Origin of the sequence: Pseudomonas sp. M2 (genome assembly GCF_015751845.1) — a bacterium.
Lineage (GTDB): Bacteria > Pseudomonadota > Gammaproteobacteria > Pseudomonadales > Pseudomonadaceae > Aquipseudomonas > Aquipseudomonas putida_E.
Window position 1 is genome coordinate 2,869,261 of record NZ_JADOUD010000001.1, and the last position, 24,964, is coordinate 2,894,224.

The window sequence follows — 24,964 nt, forward strand, 5'->3', positions numbered from 1 at the left end:
CATGATAATTGGCAGACTTTAGTGGACCCACCGTGTGAACTTCGAAACTTTGCTGGAATGCTGGCGGCAGGAAGTCTCCAACAAGAAAAAGCCCGGGCGCCGTACCAGCCTGTTCTTCAACGTGCTGCGACGTGCGCGCAAGGACAACAAGCTGCGCTTTCTTTTCGCCTACCGCCTGGCGCAGTACCTTGATGCCCGCGGCGGCCTGAGCAGGCGGTATGCCCGCAGCATGCAGCAGCGGCTCAATCTCAAGTACGCCGTGGACATCGACATCGGCGCGCAAATAGCTCCCGGCCTTCGTATCGCCCATCTGCCAGGCGTGGTGATCACTCGCCACGCAAGCATCGGGCGTAATTTTTTCATACGGCAGAATTGCTCGGTCGGGATCAAGACCCTTGGCCTGGACCATTACTCGCTGTGCATAGGCGAGAACGTCAGCCTCGGTGCCAATAGCTGCATCGTTGCTGACCACATCAGCATCGGCAACAACGTGGTCATTGGGGCCATGTCTCTGGTGACCCGAGACATTCCTCCCGATAGCACCTTCTACAACCCGCGCCAGCGGAACCTACAGCCACGGCAGGATTCTTGAGAGCCTGAAAATGAAGAAAGCCGCGCAATCGCGCGGCTTTCTTGTATCGGGTGTCCACACGGACTCGAATTGGCGTAATGGCAGGATCGTGTCGCGTTGCGCTGTTTTGTCGCTGCGAGGTCAGCCTTGAGCGTTTTCCGGGTGCTGTAGCTGGTAGCGCGTGCTGCGCCCGCCGCCGGGCAGTCGGGCAAGGCAGCCCTTCTCGACAAGATCGCTCAGGTGGCGCGTGGCGGTGGCTTTCGAGACCTTGGCCACGGCCTGGTATTGCGCGGCGCTGATGCCGTTCTCGAAACCTCTCTCGCCGCCATCGAGCAGGCGGTTAAGCACTTTGACCTGCTCGGCAGATAAAGCTTGGCTGCGGTGAGCCTGCCAGAAGCGCGCCTTGGCCAGCACGCGGTCTATACGAGCAAGGGCTTGCTCCAGACTCTTGAGCAGCGTTGCGAGGAACCATTGCAGCCAGGCGGTGATATCCAGCGTGCCCTTCTGGCTGGCCTCCAGGATGCGGTAATAGCCGGCACGATCGTCGAGGATGCTAGCCGACATGGCGTAAAAGCGGATAGCCTGCTGTTCGCCCTGAGCCAAAGCCAAGTCGGTGATGGCGCGTGTAAGACGACCATTGCCGTCATCGAATGGGTGCAGGGTAACGAACCAGAAGTGCGCAATGCCGGCACGCAAGAATGGGTCGAGGCTCGCATCGCTGCGGCTGCTCTGGAACCAGGCAAAGAAGTCGTCCAGTTGCGCTTCCAGCCCGGCGCGAGGTGGGGCCTGGAAATGTACGGTAGGGCGCGCGAGACGACCGGAAACTACCTGCATGGGCTCTTCGCCGCGCAGCATGCCGACGCGTAGCGGGCGGGCCATCAAGTGGTCATCGCTGGGGAACAGCCAAGCATGCCAGGCGAACAGCCGCTGCAGAACGAGCGGCTGCTGATAGGCGCGGGTGGCATCGAGCAGCAGTTGCGCCAGGCCTTCGGATCGAGAGGTGGTGCGACCTTCCTCGTTCAGCCCCAGGCGCCGTGCCAGCGACGAGCGCACCGAGCCGACATTCAGCTGCTCACACTCGATGGCGGATGAAGTGACGATATTCTGCAGTAGGGCATCCAGGCTGCTCTGCACTTGCGTGTCACTACTTACAGCTCCCAGCATCCCGAGCAAGCGGCCTTGAGCCTGGCCGCAAGCGCGCAGCAGCGGGGCAAGTGCATCGGCTTGCCAGCTAAAGTGCGCCCAGTTGGGCTGCTGCCAGATCCAGAGCGGTTCATTCATGGAGGGGTGCTCTTTTTTGAGCCGATTAACGAGCTTATTCGGCTCATTTGGTGAGCCGATAATGCCGGCTATTCGGCTCCCTGTCTAATTTTAAAGCCAGGTTGGCTGACTTAATGAGTGCACCTGATTTGTGGGTGTTGAGCCAGCTCACGCGACTGCTTCCAGCAATTCAGAAACACTCTTGAATCGATAAAAGAACGCATCACGATCCAGTTCGGCCAGCTTCAGGGCCTGAGCCAAAGAGCGATCGCCCGGATGCTTGATCGCAGCCCCTCGACCGTTAGTCGTGAGCTTCGCCGTAACGCCGCCAGTACCTCGCCCTATTCTGCCAGCCAGGCTCAGCAACAAATGCGCCTGCGTCGCAAGGCGTGCCGACCTGCGCGCAAGCTTGAACCAGGTGGCGAACTGGGGATTCCATGACCATCCGGACACCCATTCCACCAACATCCGGACACTGATTCCACGTTGATCCGGACACTCATTCCACAAGTATCCGGACACCGATTCCACGGCCATCCGGACACTTTCAGGCAGGCAGCAACGCAGGATTATTCACTACCATCGGCCTCTTTTATCGAAGCGAAGTGGTCGTCGTGGAGCGTTTATCCATGCGTAAAATCCGAGAGGTACTACGCCTAAAGTTCGACGCCGGCCTGTCCGTGCGCAATATCGATCGTGTCCCGGGAAGTGGTGTAACTGAACCAGCCGAAGGCGCCCTGCGGGCGAAAGAGGATGGTCATCGTGGTTCTTGGCTAACGTTGAGTTTGCGGACTTAACATTCACCAGAGAAACCACGATGACCAAGCCCACTATCGCATTGACCGAGTTGGTTGAGAAAGGGGCAGATGCTGATCTGCTCAAGCAAATGATCCAGTTCGTTGCCCAGCGCATGATGGAGTTCGACGTCGAAGGCCTGTGCGGTGCTGGCTTCGATGTCAAAAGCCCAGACCGGACAAATAGCCGTAATGGCTACCGTGATCGCCTTTGGCAAACCCGCGCCGGCGACGTTGACCTGAAGATCCCGAAGCTGCGCCAAGGCAGCTACTTTCCTGGCTTCCTCGAACCCCGACGTACCGCCGAGAAGGCCAGATGGCGGGTTATGCCAAGACCGACTTGCTGATCCTGGATGACTGGGGCCTGGCGCCGTTTACCGCCGCACAACGGCGCGACATGCTCGAACTGCTGGACGACCGCTACGGCAACCGCTCGACGCTGGTGACCAGCCAGATGCCGGTAGACAAATGGCACGCACTGATCGGCGATCCGACCTTGGGCGACGCGATCCTCGACCGGCTGGTGCACAACGCTTACCGGATCGAACTGAAGGGCGAATCGATGCGCAGGCGCGCAACGAAATTGACGACGACAGGGGCTTCAGACTAACAATGCAAACCTGCGTCCCTGCGCTCCGACTGCCTGTCCGAATGAGCGTGGAACGAGTGTCCGGATGTTCGTGGGCTGAGTGTCCGAATGGCGTGGAATCCGCAATCCAGCCGCTCATGTTCTTCGTTTCCAGCACGAGATGCCGTAGGGCGAAAGGAATATGTGGTCGATCTGCGTGGTGCCGTCGGGTGTGCTCAGGGTGACGTTGTGCAGGCGGCGGTGGGTCTGCTGATCCAGCTGCCAATGGGTAAACAGTCGCACCAGGAGTTCGCCAATATGGCCCTTGTTCCAGGGCGATTTAAGTAGACCGATCAACAGTGCTGCTGGAGTAAACCAGATCAGCATGCTTTAGACTTGCGCAATGACGGGGGTGAATTCCATTTTCCAACCTTCAGCAATCCTGAGTTAACCAAATAGTACCGAAATCTGGCGTAAAGGCGCGATGATATTTATTGGCTGTATTCGGCTCATTTCGTGAGTCGAATAGTTAAGGCCAATCAGCTCACTGTGGCGTCTTAGCGCACAGCTTCGGGGGGATCTGCAGCCATTGGCCCTGCGCCATGAATTCAGCGCTTCTTTGCCAGCAACTCAGAGCGGCCAATCACCTCTCGGCTGCATTGTGGTTTGCGCGGCCCGGAGAAGCCGGCGTCTTCAATGGCGGTATCCAAGCCGCGAAAGTGCGGGGCGGCGTTGGGGCTGCGCAATGTCTCCATTCCCTCGTTCCAGGCATGCACCATGTGTTTGGCCACATCGCGCCAGGCAGGCTCGTTTTTCGCGGCTTCGATCACTTCTCTACCGACCGCTACGGCGGACTCGCAGAGTTGCTCGACCATGGTGGCATACTGGCGCGGTGGAATACCTAGGACGGCTTTGAAAAAGGTTTCCAGCGAACGGCCCGGTGTCCAGGTTTGTCTGCCGCCTACGGACAGGCCAGGTGGGTTGCTGGCGAAGCGCGGGTAGGCCTGAGTGGTCACCAGGTCATAGGCCGGAGTAAAGGCCACGTCAGCACGCGAGGTGTAAAACAGCGCGATGTTCTTCGCGTGGCAATCAGCATTGCGTACCACGTAGTTGGTCAGCAGCTGCCAGCCTAGATGCTCGCGTTGCGTCTGCAGACGATCAGCGGGGATATAGGCCCGCGTGGCCTTCCACACCCGCTCGGTGGTGGGGGCGTACTTTTCATGTGGTGGTAAACCAAGCAGCCCACAGGCGTCTTCGACTCCGTAGCGGGGGATGCCGTGCGCGTCCACGTCGAAACGATCCACTACCAGGACTTTGCCGTCTTCTGACATACGACAGGTGGCGACAGGCACGACATTCAGCCGGGCCAGTACGCGCATGGTGTAGAACTCGTTGAAGCCTAGAAAAGGGGTCGTGTCGTCGGATCCCTTGATGATGTGCGAACCGGTGCGCAGTGTCGGTTTACCCAGCGGCTCCCGAGGTTCGGCGGCGTCGCTGGAGATGAACTTTGGCACGACCCCCGACACGGCTACCCGCGCGTATTGCCGCACCAGTGCGGCAAAGCGTTCGTTGGTGTTTTCTGCCTTGAGTAGGTGTTCTATCTCGAGCGGGGCGATCTCGGCGCCAGGCTGGACGCCTTCAGGCGTCACTGAGACTCTGCCGATGCCGGTGCCACCCACGACGCCCAGCAGCGACAGGTCGGTGCCATCAAGCAGCGGGCCGAACTCTTCGCGGATAACGCCCAGTAAATACCCTTCGGGCAGGTTCTGGCGGAAAAACGGGAACAGGTCACGGGGCCAGCGCCATGCTTCTTCGCGAACCGGCATAGTCAGGCTGACAAAGTCTTCCGCTGCGCTGCCTGGCAGGTATTTCAGCACGTATTCATCGCGCTCCCGATAGAGCTTGGCCACCAGCCTTGAGCTGACGTGGACATCGAGAATCATGCTCACGCGCTCCCTGACCGCTGCTCGCTGAGGATGTCTTCAACAGTGCGCTGGTGTCCGGCTTTGACTAGCTTCAGGTCGTAGCCGGCCGCTTCCAGCAGGCGAACCAGCACTGAAACACTCATATCGCCTTTGGCCAGTGTTTCCATACGTGCCACGGTCGTGCGCGAGACGCCGGCACGTCCGGCCAGCGCTTCCTGGCTCAGCTTCGCCTCACCACGCGCCTGTTTCAGCATTTCGGAGACATCGTAGAGAGAAGTCATTTGTAGCCCTTGGGCATCAAAAATAGGTGTAATGCTGTAAAATGTAGCCCGTAAGCTACATTCGAACAAGTGTCGCCGGGACAAATTTTGTAGCTCATAGGCTACATAGTGCGTGGGTCAGCGTGATTTTGTGGCTCAGGGGCTACAAGGACACAGGTATTGCTCAGCATCTGCATCGGTTTCCGGTGCTGTTAGCTTTTGCGCGCCCTACCTCACAGCCCTGGCGTGCTATTTCCTTCTGCGCACAGCGGACATGAAAAAGCCGCGCAATGCGCGGCTTTGAAGGTGGTGGGCCCACACGGACTCGAACCGTGGACCAAAGGATTATGAGTCCTCTGCTCTAACCAACTGAGCTATAGGCCCTCAGTAAGTGCCCGGATTATAACGAGGGTTTCGAAAGCGTGCCATCCGAAAGATCGGTTAGTGCTATGCGAAGAAACGCCGCTGCAAAATCATCTGGTGGCAGCGGCAGGCTGACGATATAGCCCTGGATCTGTTCACAACCTTCGGCGGCCAGGAACCGTTGCTGCGCCTGGTTCTCCACGCCTTCGGCAATGATGGTCAACTGCATGCTGCGCCCCAGCGCGATGATGGCGCGGGCGATGGCTGCATCGTGCGGGTCGTCCGGCAAGCCGCGGATGAACGACTTGTCGATCTTGAGGATGTCCAGTGGCAGGCGCTTGAGGTAGCTCAGGGATGAGTAACCGGTGCCGAAATCATCGATTGCCAATTGCACACCCAGCTGCTTTAGCTGGTGCAGCACGGCCAGGGCTTCTTCGGCCTGGCTCATGATGAAGTTTTCGGTAATTTCCAGCTGCAGGTCGCCTGCCTTCAGTTGGTAGGTCTTGAGCAACTGCTCGATGCGCTTGGCCAGGCCATGGTGGCGCAGCTGCGCCCCGGCGAGGTTTATCGACAGCGGGCCGAAGGCCTGGTAGTGCTTCTTCCAATGGTGCATCTGCCGGCAGGCCTGCTCCAGCACCCAGTCGCCGAGCTGCAGGATGGTGCCATTCTCTTCGGCGAGGTGGATGAAGTGCTCTGGCGGCACCTCGCCGAAGCTGGGGTGGCTCCAGCGGATCAGCGCTTCGGCGCCAACCAGGGTCTGGGTCTTGAGGCTGAACTTGGGCTGGTAGCACAGGCTCATTTCGTTGCGTTCTATGGCGCGGCGCAGCTCGTGCTCCAGGGCAATACGTTCGCTGGCCTGGGCTGTGAGGTCACGGGTGTAGGCTTCGACACGGTTGCGGCCTTTGGCCTTGGAGCGGTACATGGCGGCGTCGGCGTTGCGGATCAGTGTGGCAACGTCGGTGCCGTCCTGGGGATAGAGGCTGATGCCGATACTCGCGCTGGTGAAAAACTCGTGTTCGCCGGCCTGGAAGGGGGCGCTGAAGCAGGACAGCAGTTTGTTGGCGATGGCGCTGGCGTCACTGGGTTTGTGCAGGCCGGGCAGCAGGATGATGAACTCGTCACCACCCAGGCGCGCCACGGTGTCGACGTCGCGCACTTGCTCCTTGAGACGCTGGGCGATGCCCTTGAGCAGCAGGTCGCCGACCGGATGGCCGAGGCTGTCGTTGATGTGCTTGAAGCGATCAAGGTCAAGGAACAGCACAGCGCCCTGGCGGTTGGAGGCTTGCGGGCAGGTGAGCGCGGCCTGCAGGCGGTTTTCGAACAGCGCGCGGTTGGGCAGGCCGGTGAGCGGGTCGTGGTGAGCCTGGTAGTCGAGCTTGGCCTGAGCGTGCTTGAGGCTGGAGATGTCGGCAAACACGGCGACAAAGTGGGTGATCTCGCGGTCGCTATTGCGCACCGCGCTGATGGTCAGCCAGCCCGGGTAAAGTTCGCCATTTTTGCGTTTGTTGTAGATCTCGCCCTGCCAATGGCCTTCGGCTGTGAGCTGATGCCACATGGCGGCGTAAAAGGCGCTGTCATGCTGACCGGAGGCAAGCAGGCGCGGAGTCTGGCCCAGGGCTTCGGTCTCGTTGTAGCCGGTGATTTCGCTGAACGCACGGTTTACCGCGCTGATGCGCTGGTCGATATCGGTGATCAGCACGCCTTCGGCGGTGTTTTCGAACACGGTGGCGGCCAGTTGCAGTTTTTCCTGCATCAGGTGGCGCTCGGTGATGTCGCGGGCGATGGTCAGCATGCAGTCGACGCCGGCAATCGGCAGTGGCCGTGCGGACAGCTCGCAAAGGCGTATCTGCCCGTCGCTGCGGCGGATATGGCAGCTGAAATCGCGCACAAAACCATCGTGGGAGAGTTGAGCGATCAGGCGTTTACGTTCGTTGAGGTCGACCCAGATGCCCAGGTCGAAAGACGTCTGGTCCAGGGCAGGATCGAGGTCATAGCCAGTCAGCCGGCAGAAGCCCTCGTTGACCTCGATCAGCAGGCCATCGCTCTGGCGCGACAGCAGCAGGCCGTCCGGAGACGCGTGGAAGGCCTTGGCGAATTTCTCTTCGGAGGTTTGCAGTTGCTGCTGGGTTTCTTTCAGTTGGCTGATGTCGCGAACCGCCACGACGAAAGCCAGGGTGCCATCCAGCTCGAAGGTTTCGGCAGAGGTCAGGCCCGTGAACAATTGGCCATTGCTGCGACGGAAGCTCATTTCCAGGTTGCGGATACCTCCCTGGTGCAGGCGCTCGAGCAGCAATGGCCCGGCACCTTGCGCACCCCACAGGTTCAGCTCTGTAGCGGTGCGGCCGACCACCTGACCTGGGGTCAGGCCGATCTGCTCCTCGAAAGCTTCGTTGACCTCCAGCAGGCACCCATCACTGTGGCGCGCAATCAACAGGATGTCGGGGCATTGCTGGAATACCGAAGCGAACTTCTGCTCCGACAGGCGCAGGGCGTCTTCAGTGCGCTTGGTTTCACTGATGTCGATCATCAGCCCGCGCATCACAGGCCGGTGGCCGTGCTCGATCATGCTGACGATATTGCGCACCCAGAGTGAATGGCCATCGGCACGCATCACCCTGTAATCGAGGCTGTGGTCGCGCCCGGCTGCTGTTTCACTTTCGCAGTAGGCCTGGGCCCAGAGTGCGTCCTCCGGGTGCAGGATACTGCGCCAGAAGCCTGGTTTGAGCCATTCATGCAAAGGGTAGCCAAGCAGGTCTTCGGCATGGGGTGAGACGTAGCTATAGGTGAAGTCATTGGCGTCAGCTTCCCAGGCGATGGCTGAGAGGCTTTCGATCAGCCCGCGGTAGTGGTACTCGCTGCTGCGCAGTTCCTGTTCCAGGGCAATGCGCCTGGATATTTCCGAGCTGAGGCGGCGGTTGATGCGGATCACCACGGCCAGGATGGCGATCAGCAAAAGGACGCCGGGCAGCCCGTACATGAGCATGTCATTCCAGAACGTGCGTTGATCGACCACATTGCCGACCCAGCGTTGCTGGATCTGCCTGATCTCGTCACTCGACATGTCGGCCATGACCTTGTCGAGGATGCCGACCAGGACCTTCTTGTCGCGCGGTGCGGCCATGGCCAGCTGATAGCGATAGGGCGTTTCGCCGCTGACATAAAGGCCGTCCAGCTTGAGCTGGCGCAGGCTCCAGATGCTCGAGGCGAGGTCACCGACCACAGCATCCACCTCATCGGTGGCCAGTGCCTGCAAGGTCGAGCTGACATTGGGCATGGCGACCAGGTTGAGATCTGGATGGTGGGTACGCAGCAGTTCGTGTGGAGCGTAATTCTCCACCACAGCGATTTTCAGGCCGTACAGGTCCTTCAGTGTGCGGGGTTGCTGGCCGCCTTCATGGGCCAGGATGACGATGGGGAAATCCAGATAAGGGCGTGTGAAAGCCAGGAAGCCCTGGCGTTCGGGGGTTGACATGACGCCGGGTAAAAGGTCGATGCGGCTTTCGCGCGCCTGTTCAAGTACCTCGGTCCAGGTGCTGGGTTCGACCGGCTTGAATGCCACGCCCAGACGGTCCTGGAGCATGGCGATGTAATCGGCGGCCAATCCCTGGTACCGGCCTTGCTGGTCACGAAATTCGAACGGTGGCCAGGAGGCGTCGACGCCCAGCTTCAACTGCGGGTGGGCAGCGAGCCAGTTTTTTTCCTCGTCTGTCAGGGTCAGGGCGCCGGCCGTTGTGTTCCACAGGATCAGGAGCAGCAACAGAATGGCCGGCATTGGCGGCATGGCAGCCTCGCATTCAGGTGGTCTGAATTCGAGTGTAGACGGGCAATCGCCGCGAAGGGTAGCTACTTGCCACGACCTTTTGTCACATAAGAAAAACCCCGGCCTGGGCCGGGGTTTTTCATCACTCGTCGAGGAAGGATCGCAGGTGCTCGCTGCGCGTCGGGTGGCGCAATTTGCGCAACGCCTTCGCTTCGATCTGACGGATCCGTTCACGGGTCACGTCGAACTGCTTGCCCACTTCTTCGAGGGTGTGGTCGGTGTTCATGTCGATACCGAAACGCATGCGCAGCACCTTGGCTTCGCGTGCGGTCAGGCCCGAAAGCACGTCGCGAGTCGCTTCCTTGAGGCTTTCGACCGTGGCCACGTCGATCGGGGACTGCATGGTCGAGTCCTCGATGAAGTCGCCCAGGTGCGAATCTTCATCGTCACCGATCGGGGTTTCCATGGAGATCGGCTCTTTGGCGATCTTCAAGACCTTGCGGATCTTGTCCTCAGGCATCTCCATGCGCTCACCGAGCTCTTCCGGGGTCGGTTCGCGACCCATTTCCTGCAGCATCTGCCGGGAAATACGGTTGAGCTTGTTGATCGTCTCGATCATGTGCACCGGGATACGAATGGTGCGTGCCTGGTCGGCGATCGAGCGGGTAATCGCCTGACGAATCCACCAAGTGGCGTAGGTCGAGAACTTGTAACCGCGACGGTATTCGAACTTGTCCACCGCTTTCATCAGGCCGATGTTGCCTTCCTGAATCAGGTCGAGGAACTGCAGGCCGCGGTTGGTGTACTTCTTGGCGATGGAAATCACCAGACGCAGGTTCGCCTCGACCATTTCTTTCTTGGCGCGGCGAGCCTTGGCCTCACCGATGGACATGCGGCGGTTGATGTCCTTGATCTCGGCAACGGTCAGGCCGGTCTCGGTCTCAAGGTCGATCAACTTTTGCTGGCAGGCGACGATGGCGGCGTCCTTTTCACCCAGGGCAGCAGCCCATTTGGTGTTGCGCTTGGCCAGGTCACCGCTCCAGGTCTGGTCGGTCTCGTTGCTCGGGAACAGGCGCAGGAAGTCGGCACGCGGCATGCGCGCATCACGTACGCACAGTTGCATGATGGCACGCTCTTGCTGACGCAGGCGGGCCAGGGCATCACGAACGCGCTCGACCAGCACCTCGAACTGCTTGGGCACCAGCTTGATCGGCATGAACAGATCGGCCAGGGCCTGCATTGCACCGATGCTCTCGGCGTGGCTGCGGCCATGCTTTTTCAGCACCTTGAGGGTGATGGCGAGCTGATCCGATACCGCGCCGAAACGCTGGGCTGCAACGACTGGGTCCGGACCGCTCTCGGTCTCTTCCTCATCGTCACTGCTATCGTCGCTTTCTTCCTCGTCGTCGGCCTCTTCCTTCGTGGCAGCGGCCTTGGCGCCAGGGATCGGCACTTCTTCGGTCGGAGCGGCGATATTGTCGTCAGGGTCGATGTAACCGCTGAGAACATCGGACAGACGGCCACCTTCGGTGGTGACGCGGTCGTATTCACCGAGGATGTAGTCAACTGTGCCCGGGAAGTGGGCAATAGCGCCCATCACTTCACGGATGCCTTCCTCGATACGCTTGGCGATTTCGATTTCGCCTTCGCGGGTCAGGAGCTCGACCGTACCCATTTCGCGCATGTACATGCGCACTGGGTCGGTCGTGCGGCCGATATCGGTTTCAACGGCCGCCAACGCAGCAGCGGCTTCTTCGGCCGCGGCTTCGTCGGTGTCGGCTTCCGCCAACAGAAGGGCATCCGCATCCGGAGCACTCTCGAATACGTTGATCCCCATGTCGTTGATCATGCGGATGATGTCTTCCACCTGTTCAGGATCTGAAATATCCTCAGGCAGGTGGTCGTTGACCTCCGCGTAAGTCAGGTAGCCCTGCTCACGACCGCGGGTGATCAATTCTTTGATACGAGACTGCTGTTGCGCTTTTCCGGACATAACACCCTATCCACTGAAGGTCTTGGCGGGCAAAAAACAAGCCGAGGATTATACCCGAGCATGGGCCTCACGCGCCAGATGAGGTCGGCGTTTGTGCGGGAACATTCCGGCTCAGCAGGGCGAGAAGCTGAGATTTTTCCTCGCTGCTCAACTCGCTTTGACGTGCTTTCCTGAGCAGATGTTCCAGGCTGCGCTCGCGTTGGCGGGCGGACAAGCTAGTTATAGTGTCGAAAAACTGTTGTTCAAGGTTGTCGGCCACGATCAGCCATTCCTTTTCTGCCAGGGCCCGCAGCAAGCGGCCCTGTTCAGTGCCGTGCCAGCGTGCGATCAGCTGCATTGAGCTTAGCCCAGGATTTTTCTGCGCGGCCTCGATCAGCGCCACCAGCAACTGGCTGTAGAGATGCTCTTCGTCGGCAAAGTGGCTGGCGTCCTCGACTTTGCCGGCCAGCAACGGGTGGTGCAGCAGCGTGCGCAAGGCCGCCAGGGTCGGGGGTTCCACCGGTGCCGGCGTGCGTGGCGGCGCTTCATCGCGCTGCTGCCACGGCTTGCCTCCCTTGCGGTTCTTGTCCCAGGGCTTGTCGCTCCACGGCTTCTTGCCGCCCCCCTTGTTCGGCTTCCACTGCTGCTCCTGCTGCGCCGGGGCGTAGTCGTGTTGCGGCATGTCGCCATAGTCGGGGGTGTAACTGGCCATGGCGTCGTAGTCGTAGCCAGGGTCATAGTCCGGCACGCTGTTGGCGGCAGGCGCCTGCTGGGCCAACTGCTCGACCTGCTGTGGATCGAGGCCGGTAATTTCCTTCAGGCGATTGCGCATCAGCTGGCGCAGGTTGGCGCCGGGGATTTTTTCGATCAACGGTGCAGCCAGGGTCGCCATGTGCGCCTTGCCTTCAAGCGAGCGCGGGTCGGCCTCGACGCTCAGTTGCTCGAAGAAATAGTCGGCCAGCGGCTGGGCGTGCTGGTTGATGCGCGCCATGAAGGCATCGGTGCCCTCTGCGCGTACCAGGCTGTCCGGGTCTTCGCCTTCGGGCAGGAACAGGAAGCGCGCACGGCGCCCGTCCTGCAGTGCCGAGAGGGTCGACTCCAGGGCGCGCCAGGCGGCCTTGCGCCCGGCCTGGTCGCCGTCGAAGCAGAACAGTACGCTGGGCACCACGCGAAACAGACGCTTGAGGTGTTCTTCGCTGGTGGCGGTGCCGAGTGTCGCTACGGCATTACGCAGGCCCTGCTGGGCCAGGGCGATGACATCCATGTAACCCTCGACGACGATGATCTCGTCGAGGTTGCGGTTGTGCTTGCGTGCCTCATACAGCCCGTAAAGTTCCTGGCCCTTATGGAATACCGGGGTCTCCGGGGAGTTGAGGTACTTGGGCTTGTCGTCGCCCAGAACGCGGCCGCCAAAGGCGATGATGCGCCCGCGGCTGTCGCGTATCGGGAACATCACCCGGTCGCGGAAGCGGTCGTAGCGTTTGCCGCTTTCGGCGTTTTCGATCAGCAGGCCGGCGTCGATCATCACCTTCTGTTGCAGGGTGTCCGCGCCGAGGTGCTTGAGCAGGTTGTCCCAGCCAGGTGGTGCGAACCCCAGGCCGAAGTCACGGGCAATTTCGCCCGACAGGCCGCGGCCCTTGAGGTAGTCCACTGCGGCTTTGCGGGTCGGGTGGCTGCGCAGGGCCTGGCGGTAGAATTCCGAGGCTGCATCCAGCAGCGGGTAAAGCGGCGAGTCTGTAGGCTGTCGCGGCTTCTGGCCGCGACGGCCTTCCTCGCGGGGCACTTCCATGCCTGCGGCACGGGCCAGTTCCTCGACGGCCTGGGGGAAGTCCAGGTTGTCGTGGTCCATGACGAAGCCCAGGGCGTTGCCGCCTGCGCCGCAACCGAAGCAGTAATAGAACTGCTTGTCCGGGCTGACCGTGAAGGACGGGGTTTTCTCTTTGTGGAACGGGCAACAGGCAGAGTAGTTCTTGCCGGCCTTTTTCAGCTGGACGCGCGAACTCACCACGTCGACGATGTCGAGGCGGTTGATCAGGTCGTCAATGAAGCTTTGGGGAATCAGCCCGGCCATGGCAGTCTCGTCATCTGGCAACTGGCAAGTCTAAACGCTAGCGCGCCGTTAGGGGCAAGAGCTGCTAGGGGATGTGCGAGGGAATGTGTGCTCGTCGGTAGCCTCCAGGTAACCAGGGGCTCGTCAGTGAGGACGTGCACGACTGGTCGAAACCAGCTCTGACGTTTTGATGCGCTTTGCCCATTGCAGGTTGCGATGGACGCCTTGAACTAGCTGCTCAAGGTTGAAACAAACCGCTGCCATCGGCCCGGCGGTGAGCCGGGCAGGGCAGAAGCTTTGCGTAGAACGGCTGTACTGTATTAGTACAGACGAACGGCGCGGCGCTGTTCGCGCTGAACTTTCTTGGCGTGACGCTTAACAGCAGCAGCTGCTTTACGCTTACGCTCGGCGGTCGGCTTCTCGTAAAACTCGCGGCTACGAACTTCAGCCAGTACACCGGCTTTTTCGCAGGAGCGCTTGAAACGACGCAGAGCTACGTCGAAGGGTTCGTTCTCTTTAACTTTGACGGCTGGCATCCAGGGCTACCTTAATTCATTACCGGGGTAGACGTGCTCCTGGCAAAACAAAGGTGTGCTGGAGAACGTCGGTTTTCAAGGGTTGCGGATGTTAACCCTTAGCAAGCCGGAATGCAAAGCCTCTGATCGAAAACCGCTGGTCGGCACCCGGCACGGGGACTATCATGCGCGGCTTCGAAATCAGCCCCCACAAGGGACGAGCCCATGCTAGTACTGGGATTGGAAACATCCTGCGACGAAACCGGCGTCGCATTATACGACAGCGAACGCGGTTTGTTGGCCGACGCGCTGTTCAGCCAGATCGACCTGCACCGCGTGTTTGGCGGGGTGGTACCCGAGCTTGCCTCACGGGACCACGTCAAGCGCATGCTGCCCCTGATCCGCCAGGTGCTGGACGAGGCGGGCTGCGTGGCCACCGAGATCGACGCCATTGCCTACACCGCAGGCCCTGGCCTGGTCGGAGCGCTGCTGGTGGGTGCGTCCTGCGCCCAGGCTCTGGCTTTCGCATGGGATATTCCGGCGATCGGCGTGCACCATATGGAAGGCCATCTGTTGGCGCCCATGCTTGAGGAAAATCCTCCGCAGTTTCCGTTCGTCGCTTTGTTGGTGTCTGGGGGGCATACCCAGCTGGTTCGGGTCGATGGCATCGGCCAGTACGAGTTGCTGGGCGAGAGCCTGGATGATGCTGCTGGCGAAGCGTTCGACAAGACTGCCAAGCTGATCGGCCTCAATTACCCGGGTGGCCCGGAAATCGCTCGCCTGGCAGAACGGGGCGTACCGGGGCGTTTTGTGTTCCCGCGGCCGATGACCGACCGTCCGGGCCTGGCGTTCAGCTTCAGTGGCCTGAAGACCTTTGCCCTGAACACTTGGCAGCAGTGCCGCGATGCTGGTGACGACAACGAGCAAACCCGTTGCGACGTGTCCCTGGCGTTCCAGCAGGCTGTGGTGGAGACTCTGACCATCAAGTGCAAGCGCGCACTGAAGCAGACCGGCCTCAAGCGTCTGGTGATTGCCGGTGGCGTGAGCGCCAACAAGGCATTGCGTGCCTCCCTCGAGGACATGCTCGGCAGTATCAAAGGCAACGTGTACTACGCGCGTCCCCAATTCTGTACCGACAACGGCGCGATGATCGCCTATGCCGGTTGCCAGCGGCTGTTGGCCGGGCAGCAGCAGGACCTGGCGATCAGCGTGCAGGCGCGCTGGCCGATGGAGCAGTTGCCACCGTTGTAAGCCGCTTGCGTGTGCGTCAGAAGTGGCGTTCGCGCCCGGCGAACAGGTCGCGCAGGTTATTGCGGTGGCGCCAGACGATCATCACGGTCAGCACGCTGATCGGCAGCAGGGCCGCTGGCTCGCGCCAGGCCAGCAGTGGCAGGGTCAGCGGTGTGGCGATCAGCGCGGCCAGCGAGCTGGTGCGGGTAAGGTAGAACGTCAGCAGCCAGGCGGCGATGGCCAGTAGCGCGGCGGGGAAGTACAGGCCCATGAGCATGCCGGCCGCCGTGGCCACGCCCTTGCCGCCCTGGAAACGGAAGTACACTGGGAACAGGTGGCCGAGCACCGCGCAGACGCCTACCCAGGCCTGCTCTTGCAGGTCGAGCCCGGCCAGGCGTGCCAGCATTACGGGCAGCAAGCCCTTGCACAGGTCGCCAAGCAGGGTCAGGATCGCCATTTTGCGGCCCGCCAGGCGTAGCATGTTGGTGGCGCCGGCATTGCCCGAACCGCAGGAGCGCGGGTCCGGGCTGCCCGAAAGGCGGCTGAGGACGATGGCGAAGGACAGCGAGCCGAGCAGGTAGGCGAGCAGCGCCAGTAACCAAAACATGCTAACTATTCCGGGCGAGGACGCCCTGATTCTAACGGCGCCAGTCGCCCTTGTCGTGCTGTGGAGAGAAGTGCTTGGACAGAGTGTTCATCGAAGGCCTGGAAGTCGATACCGTCATCGGTGCCTATGACTGGGAACGGGATATTCGCCAGTGCCTGCGCCTGGACCTGAGTTTCGCCTGGGACAATCGCCCGGCAGCGGCTGGCGATGATCTGAACCTGGCGTTGGACTATGCCAGTGTTTCGGCGCGTATCCAGGCCTTTGCCGAGCAGGCGCGTTTCGAGCTGGTGGAGACGTTCGCCGAGCGGCTGGTCGCGGCCCTGATGGAAGAGTTCCACATCCCTTGGGTGCGGCTCAAGCTGACCAAGCCGGGTGCGGTCCCTGCGGCCCGAGGCGGTGTTGGCGTGGAGATCGAGCGCGGATGTCTCTGAGCACGGTTTACCTGGGCCTGGGCAGCAACATCGATCGCCATGCGCACCTGTGCGCAGGGCTCGATGCATTGGCGGCGATCCTCTGTGACATGCGTTGTTCTCCGGCGTTCGAAAGCCAGGCTGTGGGGATCAAGAGCGGCCCATTCATCAATTTCGTGGTGACGGGCAAGACCGACCTTGGGTTGATGGAGCTGGACCGCCGGCTCAAGTTCATCGAGGCTGACAATGGCCGCTACGCGCCCGACCGCAAGGGCCTGCCGCTGGATATCGATGTGCTGATGTATGACGATCTGCATGGCACGTTCGATGGGCTGGTGTTGCCCAGGGCCGAGATTCTGAAGAACGCTTTCGTGCTATGGCCGTTGGCGCTGCTGGCGCCTGAGCTGGTGCATCCGGGAGAGGGTAAGAGCATGGCCCGGTTGTGGCAGGAGGCCAATATCGACCAGGTGTTGGCGCCGGTCGCGTTTGAATGGCGCGGTTTGCAGCTTACCAGCGTCTGAGCCGGGGTGATCGCTGCTCGTACTGGCCCCTTCACGGGTAGGTACGAGCAGTTGGATCAGTTTTCGGCATTGGCCTTGTAGGCCTTCAGTGCCTCCAGGCGCTGATGCTTCAGCGCCTCCCCCAATGCCTGCCCAGTCAGCCCTGCTTCCACCAGGGGCTTCGCCTCTACCGCCCTGGCGGCCGCTGCCGCTGCGCGCAGGTAATCCGCCTGTGGAAAAGCCTGTGCGCTTCCTTGGGCAACCATCTGGCACACGGAAATGAAATCCTCGAAGCGTTGTGGTCGCCGATACACGTCGAACTTCTGAAGCAATGCCAGCATGTCTTCTGGCTCCAGCTGCAAGGCCCTGTGGCCGTTGCTGGCGCATTCACCCACCAGCATGGCCAGTTCCTGGCATTCACGCGGCGCCTTGAAGCGCTGGTTGAGCGCTTTGATCGAAGCTGGCTCCAGGCTATGCAGCAGGCAGGCCCAGCGAATGTGCAGTGGCTGATGATGTTTGGCTGCTTGCGTGAGTGCCGCCAGCGCAGCTGCATCTCCCTCAAGCTCAGGCATCAGTTGTTTCAGAGCTGCACAGTCGCTCAGCACGTTGATGAACACCTGTGGCTCATCTTCCATCAGCGCTCGCTCGATCTCTTTCCAGCTGCGTTCAGCCGTCAGCGCCTGCAGTTCGCCAGAAGTCGCGATCTGCTTCATCAGCTCCAGTGTTTCATCGGCGACCCTGAACCCCAACGGCGCATAGCGTGCGGCAAAGCGGGCAACACGCAGTACGCGCAAGGGGTCTTCGGCGAATGCCGGGGACACATGGCGCAGAAGGCGTTGCTCAAGATCGGCCCGACCGTGAAAGGGGTCCAGAACGTTCCCCTGATCATCCTCGGCCATGGCATTGATGGTGAGGTCGCGACGGATCAGGTCTTCTTCGAGGGTCACCTCGGGGCTGGCGTGGAAGGTAAAACCGCCATACCCGCGCCCGCTCTTGCGCTCGGTACGCGCCAGGGCATATTCCTCGCCCGTCTTTGGGTGCAGGAAAACCGGGAAGTCAGCGCCAACTGGGCGAAAGCCCTTGGCGTTCATTTCTTCGACGCTGGCACCCACCACCAGCCAATCGATGTCACTGACCGGGCGCCCGAGCAGGCGGTCGCGCACGGCGCCGCCGACTTTGTAGATTTGCATGTGCAGCCTCCATTACTGCCCACAGGATACCCTGTCGGCAGCAATGGTGGTGTGCAGGCTAGAGGTGATGGATGACGGCCAGGTCCATGCGGCCGTAGTCGCCGGCTTCGCCATGCTCGCCACGCGGTGGCATGTGGTGGGTCTTGACCACTTGATCGCCTTGCACGGTTTCCAGGTGGATGTCGAAGCCCCAAAGGCGGTGCAGGTGCTTGAGCACCTCCTCGGTGGAGTCACCCAGCGGTTTGCGGTTGTGTTGCTGGTGGCGCAAGGTCAGGGAGCGGTCGCCGCGGCGGTCGATGCTCCAGATCTGTACGTTGGGTTCGCGGTTGCCCAGGTTGTACTGGGCCGCGAGTTGCTCGCGTATCGCCCGGTAGCCAGCTTCGTCATGGATCGCAGGCACCAGCAGGTCGTCGCGCTGGTCGTCATCCAGGATGCTGAACAGCTTGAGGTCGCGGATCACTTTGGGAGACAGGTACTGCAGGATGAAGCTCTCATCCTTGAAGCTGCTCATGGCGAACTTGATGGTCGACAGCCAATCACTGCCGGCGATGTCCGGGAACCAGCGGCGATCTTCCTCGGTAGGGTTTTCGCACATGCGGCGGATGTCGGTGTACATGGCGAAACCCAGGGCATAAGGGTTGATGCCGCTGTAATAAGGGCTGTCGAAGCCGGGCTGGAACACCACACTGGTGTGCGACTGAAGAAATTCCATGATGAAGCCGTCGGTAACCAGGCCCTCGTCGTACAGGTCGTTCATCAGGGTGTAGTGCCAGAAGGTCGCCCAGCCTTCGTTCATGACCTGCGTCTGGCGTTGGGGGTAGAAGTACTGCGCGATCTTACGCACGATACGCACCACTTCGCGCTGCCAAGGCTCGAGTAGCGGGGCGTGTTTTTCGATGAAGTAAAGGATGTTTTCCTGCGGTTCGGCGGGGAAGCGCGCATCATCGCGGTCGCCGCCTTTCTCTGCGCCTTTGGGAATGGTGCGCCACAGGTCGTTGATCTGGCGTTGCAGGTGCTCCTCGCGCTCCTTCTGGCGGCGCCGCTCCTCCTCGGCGGAGATCGGGTAGGGGCGTTTGTAGCGGTCCACGCCGTAGTTCATCAAGGCGTGGCAGGAGTCGATCAGGTCTTCGACAGCATCGATGCCGTGGCGCTCTTCGCACTGGGCGATGTACTGCTTGGCGAACACCAGGTAGTCGATGATCGAACTGGCATCGGTCCATGTGCGGAACAGGTAATTGCCTTTGAAGAAACTGTTGTGGCCATAGCAGGCGTGGGCAATCACCAGTGCCTGCATGCACATGGTGTTTTCTTCCATCAGGTAGGCGATGCAGGGGTCGGAGTTGATCACGATCTCGTAGGCCAGGCCCATCTGGCCGCGGCTATAGGACTTCTCGGTGCTGAGGAACTGTTTACCGTAGGACCAGTGGTGATAGCCCAGCGGCATGCCGACGGAGGCATACGCGTCCATCATCTGCTCGGCTGTGATCACTTCGATCTGATTGGGGTAGGTGTCCAGGGCATAACGTTCGGCCAAACGGCCGATTTCCCGATCGTAGGTCTGGATCAGCTCGAACGTCCACTCGGACCCGGTGGAAATGGGTTGGCGTCTCTGTGCTCTGGCGGTCATGTGGCTAACCTGCGCTGGAAGAGTTCACGGAAGACCGGGTAAATGTCACCGGCCGAAACCAACTGCTGCTGGGCGAACGTGTCGGGGAAAGCCTCGCCGATACGCTCGTATTCGTACCACAGCGCCTGATGCTCGCGGGGGGTGATCTCCACGTAAGTGTAGTACTGCACGTGCGGCATGATCTGTTTGGAAAGGATCTCACGGCAGATGGGCGAGTCGTCGTTCCAGTTGTCGCCGTCGGAAGCCTGGGCGGCGTAAATGTTCCAGTCACTGGCCGGGTAACGTTCGGCCATGATCTCCTGCATCATCTTGAGTGCACTGGAAACGATGGTGCCGCCGGTCTCGCGGGAATAGAAGAACTCTTCTTCGTCCACTTCGCGGGCACTGGTGTGGTGGCGGATGAACACCACCTCGATGCGGTCATAGTTGCGCTTGAGGAACAGGTACAACAGGATGAAGAACCGCTTGGCGATGTCCTTGGTGGCCTGGGTCATCGAGCCGGACACGTCCATCAGGCAGAACATCACGGCCTTGGAACTGGGGTTGGGCTGCTTGACCAGCAGGTTGTACTTGAGGTCGAAGGTATCCAGGAACGGCAGGCGGTTGATACGGGCCTTGAGCCGCTCGATCTCTTGCTCGACCTCCTGGATGTCGGTGAAGTTGTCGGGCTCCTCGACTTTCAACCGGGCCAGTTCCTTCTGCGCCTCGCGCAGCAGTGCGCGGCTGCTGCCGGTCAAGGCGATACGCCGGGCATGGGCCGAGCGCAGGGTGCGCACGATATTGATGCGCGACGGGTTGCCTTCGTTGGCGATACCGGCGCGCACGGTCTTGAAGGTGTCGGCACCGGTCAGGTGGCGTTTGACCAGGTTGGGCAGCTCGAGGTCTTCGAACATGAACTCGAGGAACTCTTCCTGGGTGATCTGGAAGACGAAGTCGTCCATGCCCTCGCCGGAGTTGCCTGCCTTGCCGCGGCCACCACCGCCGCCACCGCCCTGCGGCCGGGCGATATGTTCGCCAGCAGTGAATTCCTTGTTGCCCGGATGCACGATGGTCTGCTTGCCGCCGCGGCCATGGTGCAGCACCGGTTCGTCGATATCACGTCCCGGGATGCTGATCTGCTCGCCGTGCTCCATGTCCATGATGGAGCGACGGCTTACGGCCTCTTCGACGGCTTTCTTGATGTGTTCACGGTAGCGCCGCAAGAAACGCTGGCGGTTGACCGTGCTCTTGTTCTTGCCGTTCAGGCGTCGGTCGATAACGTAGCTCATGGTCCCTCCGGTGACTGGATGCAGCTGCAACTGCAAGCCACAAGCTTCAAGCCACAAGCTTCAAGAAAGAGCAGCCAGCGCTGCTGCAGGCTGTGGCGTCGGGTTTGAACCGAGCGCGCACAACTTGCAGCTTGCTGCTGGCGGCTTGGAGCTTGCTGCAGGGGCAGCTTGCCGCTTTATTGCGATTTCCTGACCCGCAGGTACCATTCCGACAGCAGGCGCACCTGTTTATCGGTGTAGCCACGCTCCACCATCCGCGTGACGAAGTCGTTGTGTTTCTGTTGATCTTCTTTGCTGGCCTTGGCGTTGAAGCTGATGACTGGCAGCAAGTCTTCGGTGTTGGAGAACATTTTCTTCTCGATCACCACCCGCAGCTTCTCGTAGCTGAGCCAGCTTGGGTTCTTGCCGTTGTTGTTGGCACGGGCACGCAGTACGAAGTTGACGATCTCGTTGCGGAAATCCTTCGGATTGCTGATGCCAGCTGGTTTTTCGATCTTTTCCAGCTCTTCGTTCAGGGCAATGCGGTTGAGGATCTCGCCAGTTTCCGGGTCGCGGTATTCCTGATCCTGGATCCAGAAGTCGGCGTATAGCACGTAGCGGTCGAAGATGTTCTGACCGTATTCGCTGTAGGACTCGAGGTAGGCGGTCTGGATTTCCTTGCCGATGAACTCGATGTAGCGTGGCGCCAGGTATTCCTTCAGGTAGCGCAGGTAGCGTTCGCGCACTTCAGCCGGGAATTGCTCCTGTTCGATCTGCTGTTCCAGCACATAGAGCAGGTGCACGGGGTTGGCCGCCACTTCGTGTGGGTCGAAGTTGAACACCTTGGAGAGAATCTTGAAGGCAAAACGCGTGGACAGGCCGTTCATGCCTTCATCGACACCCGCAGAATCGCGGTACTCCTGGATCGATTTGGCTTTCGGGTCGGTATCCTTGAGGTTTTCGCCATCGTAGACACGCATCTTGGAGTAGATGTTGGAGTTTTCCGGCTCCTTCAGGCGTGAAAGCACCGTGAACTGGGCGAGCATCTTGAGCGTATCGGGTGCGCAATGGGCCTTGGCCAGCGAACTGTTGACCAGCAGTTTGTCGTAGATCTTGATCTCGTCGCTGACGCGCAGGCAGTACGGCACCTTGACGATGTAGATCCGGTCGATGAACGCCTCGTTGTTTTTGTTGTTGCGGAAGGTGTGCCACTCCGATTCGTTGGAGTGGGCCAGCAGGATCCCGGAATAAGGGATCGCGCCCAGGCCTTCGGTACTGTTGTAGTTGCCTTCCTGGGTGGCGGTCAGCAGCGGGTGCAGGACTTTGATGGGCGCCTTGAACATCTCGACGAATTCCATCAGGCCCTGGTTGGCCCGGCAAAGCGCACCCGAGTAACTGTAGGCGTCGGCATCGTTCTGCGGGAATTCCTCGAGCTTGCGGATATCCACCTTGCCGACCAGGGCCGAGATGTCCTGGTTGTTTTCGTCGCCTGGCTCGGTCTTGGCGATAGCGATCTGGTTGAGGATCGAGGGGTACAGCTTGACCACCCTGAACTTGCTGATGTCGCCACCGAACTCCTGCAGGCGCTTGGTGGCCCATGGCGACATGATGGTGTTCAGGTAGCGCCGCGAGATGCCGTACTCTTCTTCGAGGATGGCGCCATCTTCAGTGGCGTTGAACAGGCCCAGCGGCGACTCGAAAACCGGCGAGTCCTTGATCGCGTAGAAAGGGACCTTTTCCATCAGCTGCTTGAGCTTTTCGGCCAGCGACGATTTGCCGCCACCCACCGGGCCCAGCAGATAGAGGATCTGTTTCTTCTCTTCAAGGCCTTGGGCGGCGTGGCGGAAGTAGGAAACGATCTGGTCGATGCACTCTTCCATGCCATGGAAGTCTGCAAAGGCCGGATACCGGCGGATCACCTTGTTGGAGAAAATGCGCGACAGTCTGGAGTTGCTTGAGGTGTCGATCAGTTCCGGCTCGCCGATGGCCAGCAACAGCCGTTCAGCCGCCGATGCGTAGGCACTGCGATCCTCTTTGCACAGCTCGAGGTACTCCTGCAGCGAGAGTTCTTCCTGGCGCGTAGACTCGAAACGTTGTTGGAAGTGGCTAAAAATACTCATGACGTCACCTCGCTCGATACGTGGAGACGACGCCGGATCAGTCAGCTGATGCTGGCATGCAACCGGGCTTGCCGATTGCTGTATACCCCCCAGAACACCCTGTAACGCTACCGATGACCCGCACGCCGGTGTACCGGCTCTCCCCTTTTTTGGATGGCCTGCGCTTAAGAATAGTTGGTTATCCGCAAGGTCAAGGGCAAGCGGCGCAGAAGTTGTCGGCGACCGTTCGTCAGGTGAGGCGCGAGCCCGCGTGGGGCGCGGGCTGGAGTGGAATTAAAAAATTATTCAGGGGTGCCTTGCGCGGTCTCGTCCGGGTAGGTGGTGCGCCACAGCTCGAAGCCGCCATCGACGCTGTAAACGTCGGAAAAACCTTGGCCAACCAGGTACGCGGCCGCGCTCTGGCTGGAGTTGCCGTGGTAGCAGACCACAAGGGTCGGGGCATCCAGGTCGGCATTGCGGATGAAGTCGGCAACCGAATGATTGTCCAGGTGCCGGGCGCCGGCGATGTGGCCGGCGGCATAGGCCTGCGGGTCGCGAATGTCGACGACGACCGCACCTTGCGCGCGCAAGGCCAGGGCCTGCTCGGGAGGGATGCGTTTGAATTCGCTCATGGGTAGGGCTTTCCTTCAGGGCTGATCGTTAAGTTTAGTCGGTTGTGCCGGCGGGCGCAGGGTGCCGTCGTCGGCGCAGTCGCAGCGCAGGTATTCACCGCTGTCGACATTGTAGAGGGTCATGGTGCCACCCCATACACAGCCCGTATCGAGGGCGATGATGCCGGGCTCCTCGACGCGCCCTTCGAGTGCGGCCCAGTGGCCAAAGATGATCTTCACATGCCGCGAGCGGCGGTCCTTGTGCGCGAACCAGGGCTTGTAACCTTTCGGTGCCGTGCCCAGCCCTTCCTTGCTCTTGAGGTCGAGCTTGCCTGTGCCAGTGCAGAAGCGCATGCGGGTCAGGTAGTTGGTGATCACCCGAAGGCGCTCGACGCCGCTGAGGTTCTTGCTCCACTTGTTCGGCTCGTTGCCGTACATGCCATCGAGGTACAGCTTCAGGCGCTCGTCATCGCGCAGCACCTCCTCGACTTCGCCAGCCAGCTCCAGGGCTTTGCCCAGTGTCCACTGGGGGGGGATGCCAGCGTGCACCAAGGCAATGCCGCGCGGCTCGTCATAGTGGAGCAGTTTCTGTTGGCGCAGCCAGTCGAGCAGTTGATCGGCATCTGGCGCCTCGATGATTTCGCGCAGGGTATCGCTTTTCTTCAGGCGTTCGACATTTTGCCATGCAGCCAGCAGGTGCAGGTCATGGTTGCCCAGCACGCAGGTCAGCGAGTGGCGGATCGAGTAGAGGTAGCGCAGTGTCTGCAGCGATTCAGGCCCGCGGTTGACCAGGTCACCGACCAGCCACAGGCGATCGACAGCCGGGTCGAACTTGACGCGCTCCAGCAGGCACTTGAGGGGTTGCAGGCAGCCTTGCAGGTCACCGACGGCGTAGGTAGCCATCAGTGCAGGGCCCCCGGCACCGCCAGGCGGAAGGGGGCAATGTCGGCCTCGAAGCGTTTGCCGTCCTCGGCGAACATCTGGTAGCTGCCCTGCATGGTGCCCACGCGGGTGCTGATCACTGCACCGCTGCTGTACGTGTGGCTCTGGCCCGGCTCGATGGTCGGTTGTTGGCCGATCACACCTGCGCCGCGTACCTCCTCCACTTCACCATCACCGTTGGTGATCAGCCAGTGTCGAGACATCAGCTTGGCTTTGATCGAGCCATTGTTCTGCACTGTTATGGTGTACGCGAATGCAAAGCGATCGCTTTCGGGGTCGGATTGGTCTTTCAGATAGCGGGTCACGACGCTGACGTCGATCTGGTAACGGGGATCGGACATGCATGGGCCTTGGTCAAACAAGCGAATACGGCGATACCTGCAGTCTAGGCCATTGGCGGGGGGGAGGGCCAGTGGTGTCGGGGAGGGAGGGGGCTTTAAAGTCTTGGGCTGTGGCAGCGTCT

Annotated in this window: 19 protein-coding genes, 1 tRNA gene and 4 pseudogenes; 7 read left to right on the top strand and 17 right to left on the bottom strand. The window is 60.6% G+C overall.

Features of this window, described 5'->3' with window-relative positions; translation table 11 throughout:
- Nucleotides 1–34 precede the first annotated feature (34 nt).
- On the top strand, nucleotides 35–592 hold the full coding sequence (locus IWW33_RS13265) for a serine acetyltransferase (protein ID WP_174141939.1): 558 nt from the start codon (nucleotides 35–37) through the stop codon (nucleotides 590–592).
- A 120-nt stretch (nucleotides 593–712) separates the two neighbouring features.
- Here the strand turns inward: IWW33_RS13265 and IWW33_RS13270 are convergent, their stop codons facing one another.
- The gene (locus IWW33_RS13270; RefSeq protein WP_174141938.1) at nucleotides 713–1,852 is read right to left on the bottom strand and encodes a Fic family protein; all 1,140 of its coding nucleotides are present in this window, start codon (nucleotides 1,850–1,852) and stop codon (nucleotides 713–715) included.
- Between the two features lie 189 nt (nucleotides 1,853–2,041).
- Here IWW33_RS13270 and IWW33_RS13275 point away from each other — a divergent pair.
- The 3 pseudogenes from IWW33_RS13275 to istB all read left to right on the top strand — a co-directional run.
- Nucleotides 2,042–2,257 (top strand): annotated as a pseudogene (locus tag IWW33_RS13275) (helix-turn-helix domain-containing protein); the annotation flags it as partial.
- A 391-nt stretch (nucleotides 2,258–2,648) separates the two neighbouring features.
- Nucleotides 2,649–2,939, top strand: a pseudogene (locus tag IWW33_RS13280) (transposase); the annotation flags it as partial.
- Between the two features lie 2 nt (nucleotides 2,940–2,941).
- Nucleotides 2,942–3,235: pseudogene (gene istB / locus IWW33_RS13285) on the top strand (IS21-like element ISPre4 family helper ATPase IstB); the annotation flags it as partial.
- A 103-nt stretch (nucleotides 3,236–3,338) separates the two neighbouring features.
- Here istB and IWW33_RS13290 read toward each other — a convergent pair.
- From IWW33_RS13290 to rpsU, 8 genes and pseudogenes are all read right to left on the bottom strand, one after another.
- Nucleotides 3,339–3,580: pseudogene (locus IWW33_RS13290) on the bottom strand (nuclease-related domain-containing protein); the annotation flags it as partial.
- Nucleotides 3,581–3,801: 221 nt separating this feature from the next.
- A complete protein-coding gene (locus IWW33_RS13295; RefSeq protein ID WP_174141937.1) occupies nucleotides 3,802–5,136 on the bottom strand; it encodes a type II toxin-antitoxin system HipA family toxin in 1,335 nt (444 codons plus the stop codon).
- 2 nt (nucleotides 5,137–5,138) lie between these two features.
- Nucleotides 5,139–5,399, bottom strand: a complete 261-nt coding sequence (locus tag IWW33_RS13300; protein ID WP_115273038.1) for a helix-turn-helix transcriptional regulator — start codon at nucleotides 5,397–5,399, stop codon at nucleotides 5,139–5,141.
- A 286-nt stretch (nucleotides 5,400–5,685) separates the two neighbouring features.
- A tRNA-Ile gene (locus IWW33_RS13305) sits at nucleotides 5,686–5,762 on the bottom strand.
- A gap of 16 nt (nucleotides 5,763–5,778) precedes the next feature.
- Complete coding sequence (locus tag IWW33_RS13310) at nucleotides 5,779–9,522, bottom strand: EAL domain-containing protein (protein WP_174141936.1); 3,744 nt, start codon at nucleotides 9,520–9,522, stop codon at nucleotides 5,779–5,781.
- 121 nt (nucleotides 9,523–9,643) lie between these two features.
- Complete coding sequence (gene rpoD / locus IWW33_RS13315) at nucleotides 9,644–11,494, bottom strand: RNA polymerase sigma factor RpoD (protein WP_046787566.1); 1,851 nt, start codon at nucleotides 11,492–11,494, stop codon at nucleotides 9,644–9,646.
- A 67-nt stretch (nucleotides 11,495–11,561) separates the two neighbouring features.
- Nucleotides 11,562–13,544: a DNA primase gene (gene dnaG / locus IWW33_RS13320; RefSeq protein WP_046787567.1), complete on the bottom strand. Its 1,983-nt coding sequence runs from the start codon at nucleotides 13,542–13,544 to the stop codon at nucleotides 11,562–11,564.
- A gap of 299 nt (nucleotides 13,545–13,843) precedes the next feature.
- A complete protein-coding gene (gene rpsU / locus IWW33_RS13325) occupies nucleotides 13,844–14,059 on the bottom strand; it encodes a 30S ribosomal protein S21 (protein ID WP_003255575.1) in 216 nt (71 codons plus the stop codon).
- Nucleotides 14,060–14,263: 204 nt separating this feature from the next.
- Between rpsU and tsaD the strand changes: the two genes are divergently transcribed.
- Nucleotides 14,264–15,289 (top strand): tRNA (adenosine(37)-N6)-threonylcarbamoyltransferase complex transferase subunit TsaD, encoded by a 1,026-nt coding sequence (tsaD, locus tag IWW33_RS13330; RefSeq protein WP_012316572.1) that lies wholly within the window; start codon nucleotides 14,264–14,266, stop codon nucleotides 15,287–15,289.
- Between the two features lie 16 nt (nucleotides 15,290–15,305).
- Here the strand turns inward: tsaD and plsY are convergent, their stop codons facing one another.
- Nucleotides 15,306–15,875, bottom strand: a complete 570-nt coding sequence (gene plsY, locus IWW33_RS13335) for a glycerol-3-phosphate 1-O-acyltransferase PlsY (RefSeq protein WP_012316571.1) — start codon at nucleotides 15,873–15,875, stop codon at nucleotides 15,306–15,308.
- Between the two features lie 74 nt (nucleotides 15,876–15,949).
- Between plsY and folB the strand changes: the two genes are divergently transcribed.
- The gene (folB, locus tag IWW33_RS13340; protein WP_009682799.1) at nucleotides 15,950–16,306 is read left to right on the top strand and encodes a dihydroneopterin aldolase; all 357 of its coding nucleotides are present in this window, start codon (nucleotides 15,950–15,952) and stop codon (nucleotides 16,304–16,306) included.
- Nucleotides 16,297–16,806: a 2-amino-4-hydroxy-6-hydroxymethyldihydropteridine diphosphokinase gene (gene folK, locus IWW33_RS13345; protein WP_039602169.1), complete on the top strand. Its 510-nt coding sequence runs from the start codon at nucleotides 16,297–16,299 to the stop codon at nucleotides 16,804–16,806. The genes folB and folK overlap by 10 nt, the downstream gene beginning before the upstream one ends.
- A gap of 56 nt (nucleotides 16,807–16,862) precedes the next feature.
- Here folK and IWW33_RS13350 read toward each other — a convergent pair whose 3' ends face one another.
- From IWW33_RS13350 to apaG, 7 genes are all read right to left on the bottom strand, one after another.
- On the bottom strand, nucleotides 16,863–17,975 hold the full coding sequence (locus IWW33_RS13350; RefSeq protein WP_174141935.1) for a multifunctional CCA addition/repair protein: 1,113 nt from the start codon (nucleotides 17,973–17,975) through the stop codon (nucleotides 16,863–16,865).
- Between the two features lie 58 nt (nucleotides 17,976–18,033).
- A complete protein-coding gene (locus IWW33_RS13355; protein ID WP_012316568.1) occupies nucleotides 18,034–19,602 on the bottom strand; it encodes a SpoVR family protein in 1,569 nt (522 codons plus the stop codon).
- Nucleotides 19,599–20,870: a YeaH/YhbH family protein gene (locus IWW33_RS13360; RefSeq protein ID WP_012316567.1), complete on the bottom strand. Its 1,272-nt coding sequence runs from the start codon at nucleotides 20,868–20,870 to the stop codon at nucleotides 19,599–19,601. Before IWW33_RS13360 ends, IWW33_RS13355 begins: the two co-directional genes overlap by 4 nt.
- Before the next feature lie 176 nt (nucleotides 20,871–21,046).
- Nucleotides 21,047–22,969, bottom strand: a complete 1,923-nt coding sequence (locus IWW33_RS13365) for a PrkA family serine protein kinase (protein WP_012316566.1) — start codon at nucleotides 22,967–22,969, stop codon at nucleotides 21,047–21,049.
- A gap of 281 nt (nucleotides 22,970–23,250) precedes the next feature.
- The gene (gene glpE / locus IWW33_RS13370; RefSeq protein WP_046787571.1) at nucleotides 23,251–23,580 is read right to left on the bottom strand and encodes a thiosulfate sulfurtransferase GlpE; all 330 of its coding nucleotides are present in this window, start codon (nucleotides 23,578–23,580) and stop codon (nucleotides 23,251–23,253) included.
- A 15-nt stretch (nucleotides 23,581–23,595) separates the two neighbouring features.
- On the bottom strand, nucleotides 23,596–24,462 hold the full coding sequence (locus IWW33_RS13375) for a symmetrical bis(5'-nucleosyl)-tetraphosphatase (RefSeq protein WP_115273034.1): 867 nt from the start codon (nucleotides 24,460–24,462) through the stop codon (nucleotides 23,596–23,598).
- The gene (gene apaG, locus IWW33_RS13380; protein WP_012316563.1) at nucleotides 24,462–24,842 is read right to left on the bottom strand and encodes a Co2+/Mg2+ efflux protein ApaG; all 381 of its coding nucleotides are present in this window, start codon (nucleotides 24,840–24,842) and stop codon (nucleotides 24,462–24,464) included. Before apaG ends, IWW33_RS13375 begins: the two co-directional genes overlap by 1 nt.
- Nucleotides 24,843–24,964: the final 122 nt, after the last annotated feature.

Bases quoted from the DNA above. Each gene is read 5' to 3' on its own strand.
- IWW33_RS13270 (WP_174141938.1), bottom strand. From the start codon at position 1,852: ATGAATGAACCGCTCTGGATCTGGCAGCAGCCCAACTGGGCGCACTTT.
- IWW33_RS13295 (WP_174141937.1), bottom strand. From the start codon at position 5,136: ATGATTCTCGATGTCCACGTCAGCTCAAGGCTGGTGGCCAAGCTCTAT.
- IWW33_RS13300 (WP_115273038.1), bottom strand. From the start codon at position 5,399: ATGACTTCTCTCTACGATGTCTCCGAAATGCTGAAACAGGCGCGTGGT.
- IWW33_RS13310 (WP_174141936.1), bottom strand. From the start codon at position 9,522: ATGCCGCCAATGCCGGCCATTCTGTTGCTGCTCCTGATCCTGTGGAAC.
- rpoD (WP_046787566.1), bottom strand. From the start codon at position 11,494: ATGTCCGGAAAAGCGCAACAGCAGTCTCGTATCAAAGAATTGATCACC.
- dnaG (WP_046787567.1), bottom strand. From the start codon at position 13,544: ATGGCCGGGCTGATTCCCCAAAGCTTCATTGACGACCTGATCAACCGC.
- rpsU (WP_003255575.1), bottom strand. From the start codon at position 14,059: ATGCCAGCCGTCAAAGTTAAAGAGAACGAACCCTTCGACGTAGCTCTG.
- tsaD (WP_012316572.1), top strand. From the start codon at position 14,264: ATGCTAGTACTGGGATTGGAAACATCCTGCGACGAAACCGGCGTCGCA.
- plsY (WP_012316571.1), bottom strand. From the start codon at position 15,875: ATGTTTTGGTTACTGGCGCTGCTCGCCTACCTGCTCGGCTCGCTGTCC.
- folK (WP_039602169.1), top strand. From the start codon at position 16,297: ATGTCTCTGAGCACGGTTTACCTGGGCCTGGGCAGCAACATCGATCGC.
- IWW33_RS13350 (WP_174141935.1), bottom strand. From the start codon at position 17,975: ATGCAAATCTACAAAGTCGGCGGCGCCGTGCGCGACCGCCTGCTCGGG.
- IWW33_RS13355 (WP_012316568.1), bottom strand. From the start codon at position 19,602: ATGACCGCCAGAGCACAGAGACGCCAACCCATTTCCACCGGGTCCGAG.
- IWW33_RS13360 (WP_012316567.1), bottom strand. From the start codon at position 20,870: ATGAGCTACGTTATCGACCGACGCCTGAACGGCAAGAACAAGAGCACG.
- IWW33_RS13365 (WP_012316566.1), bottom strand. From the start codon at position 22,969: ATGAGTATTTTTAGCCACTTCCAACAACGTTTCGAGTCTACGCGCCAG.
- glpE (WP_046787571.1), bottom strand. From the start codon at position 23,580: ATGAGCGAATTCAAACGCATCCCTCCCGAGCAGGCCCTGGCCTTGCGC.
- IWW33_RS13375 (WP_115273034.1), bottom strand. From the start codon at position 24,462: ATGGCTACCTACGCCGTCGGTGACCTGCAAGGCTGCCTGCAACCCCTC.
- apaG (WP_012316563.1), bottom strand. From the start codon at position 24,842: ATGTCCGATCCCCGTTACCAGATCGACGTCAGCGTCGTGACCCGCTAT.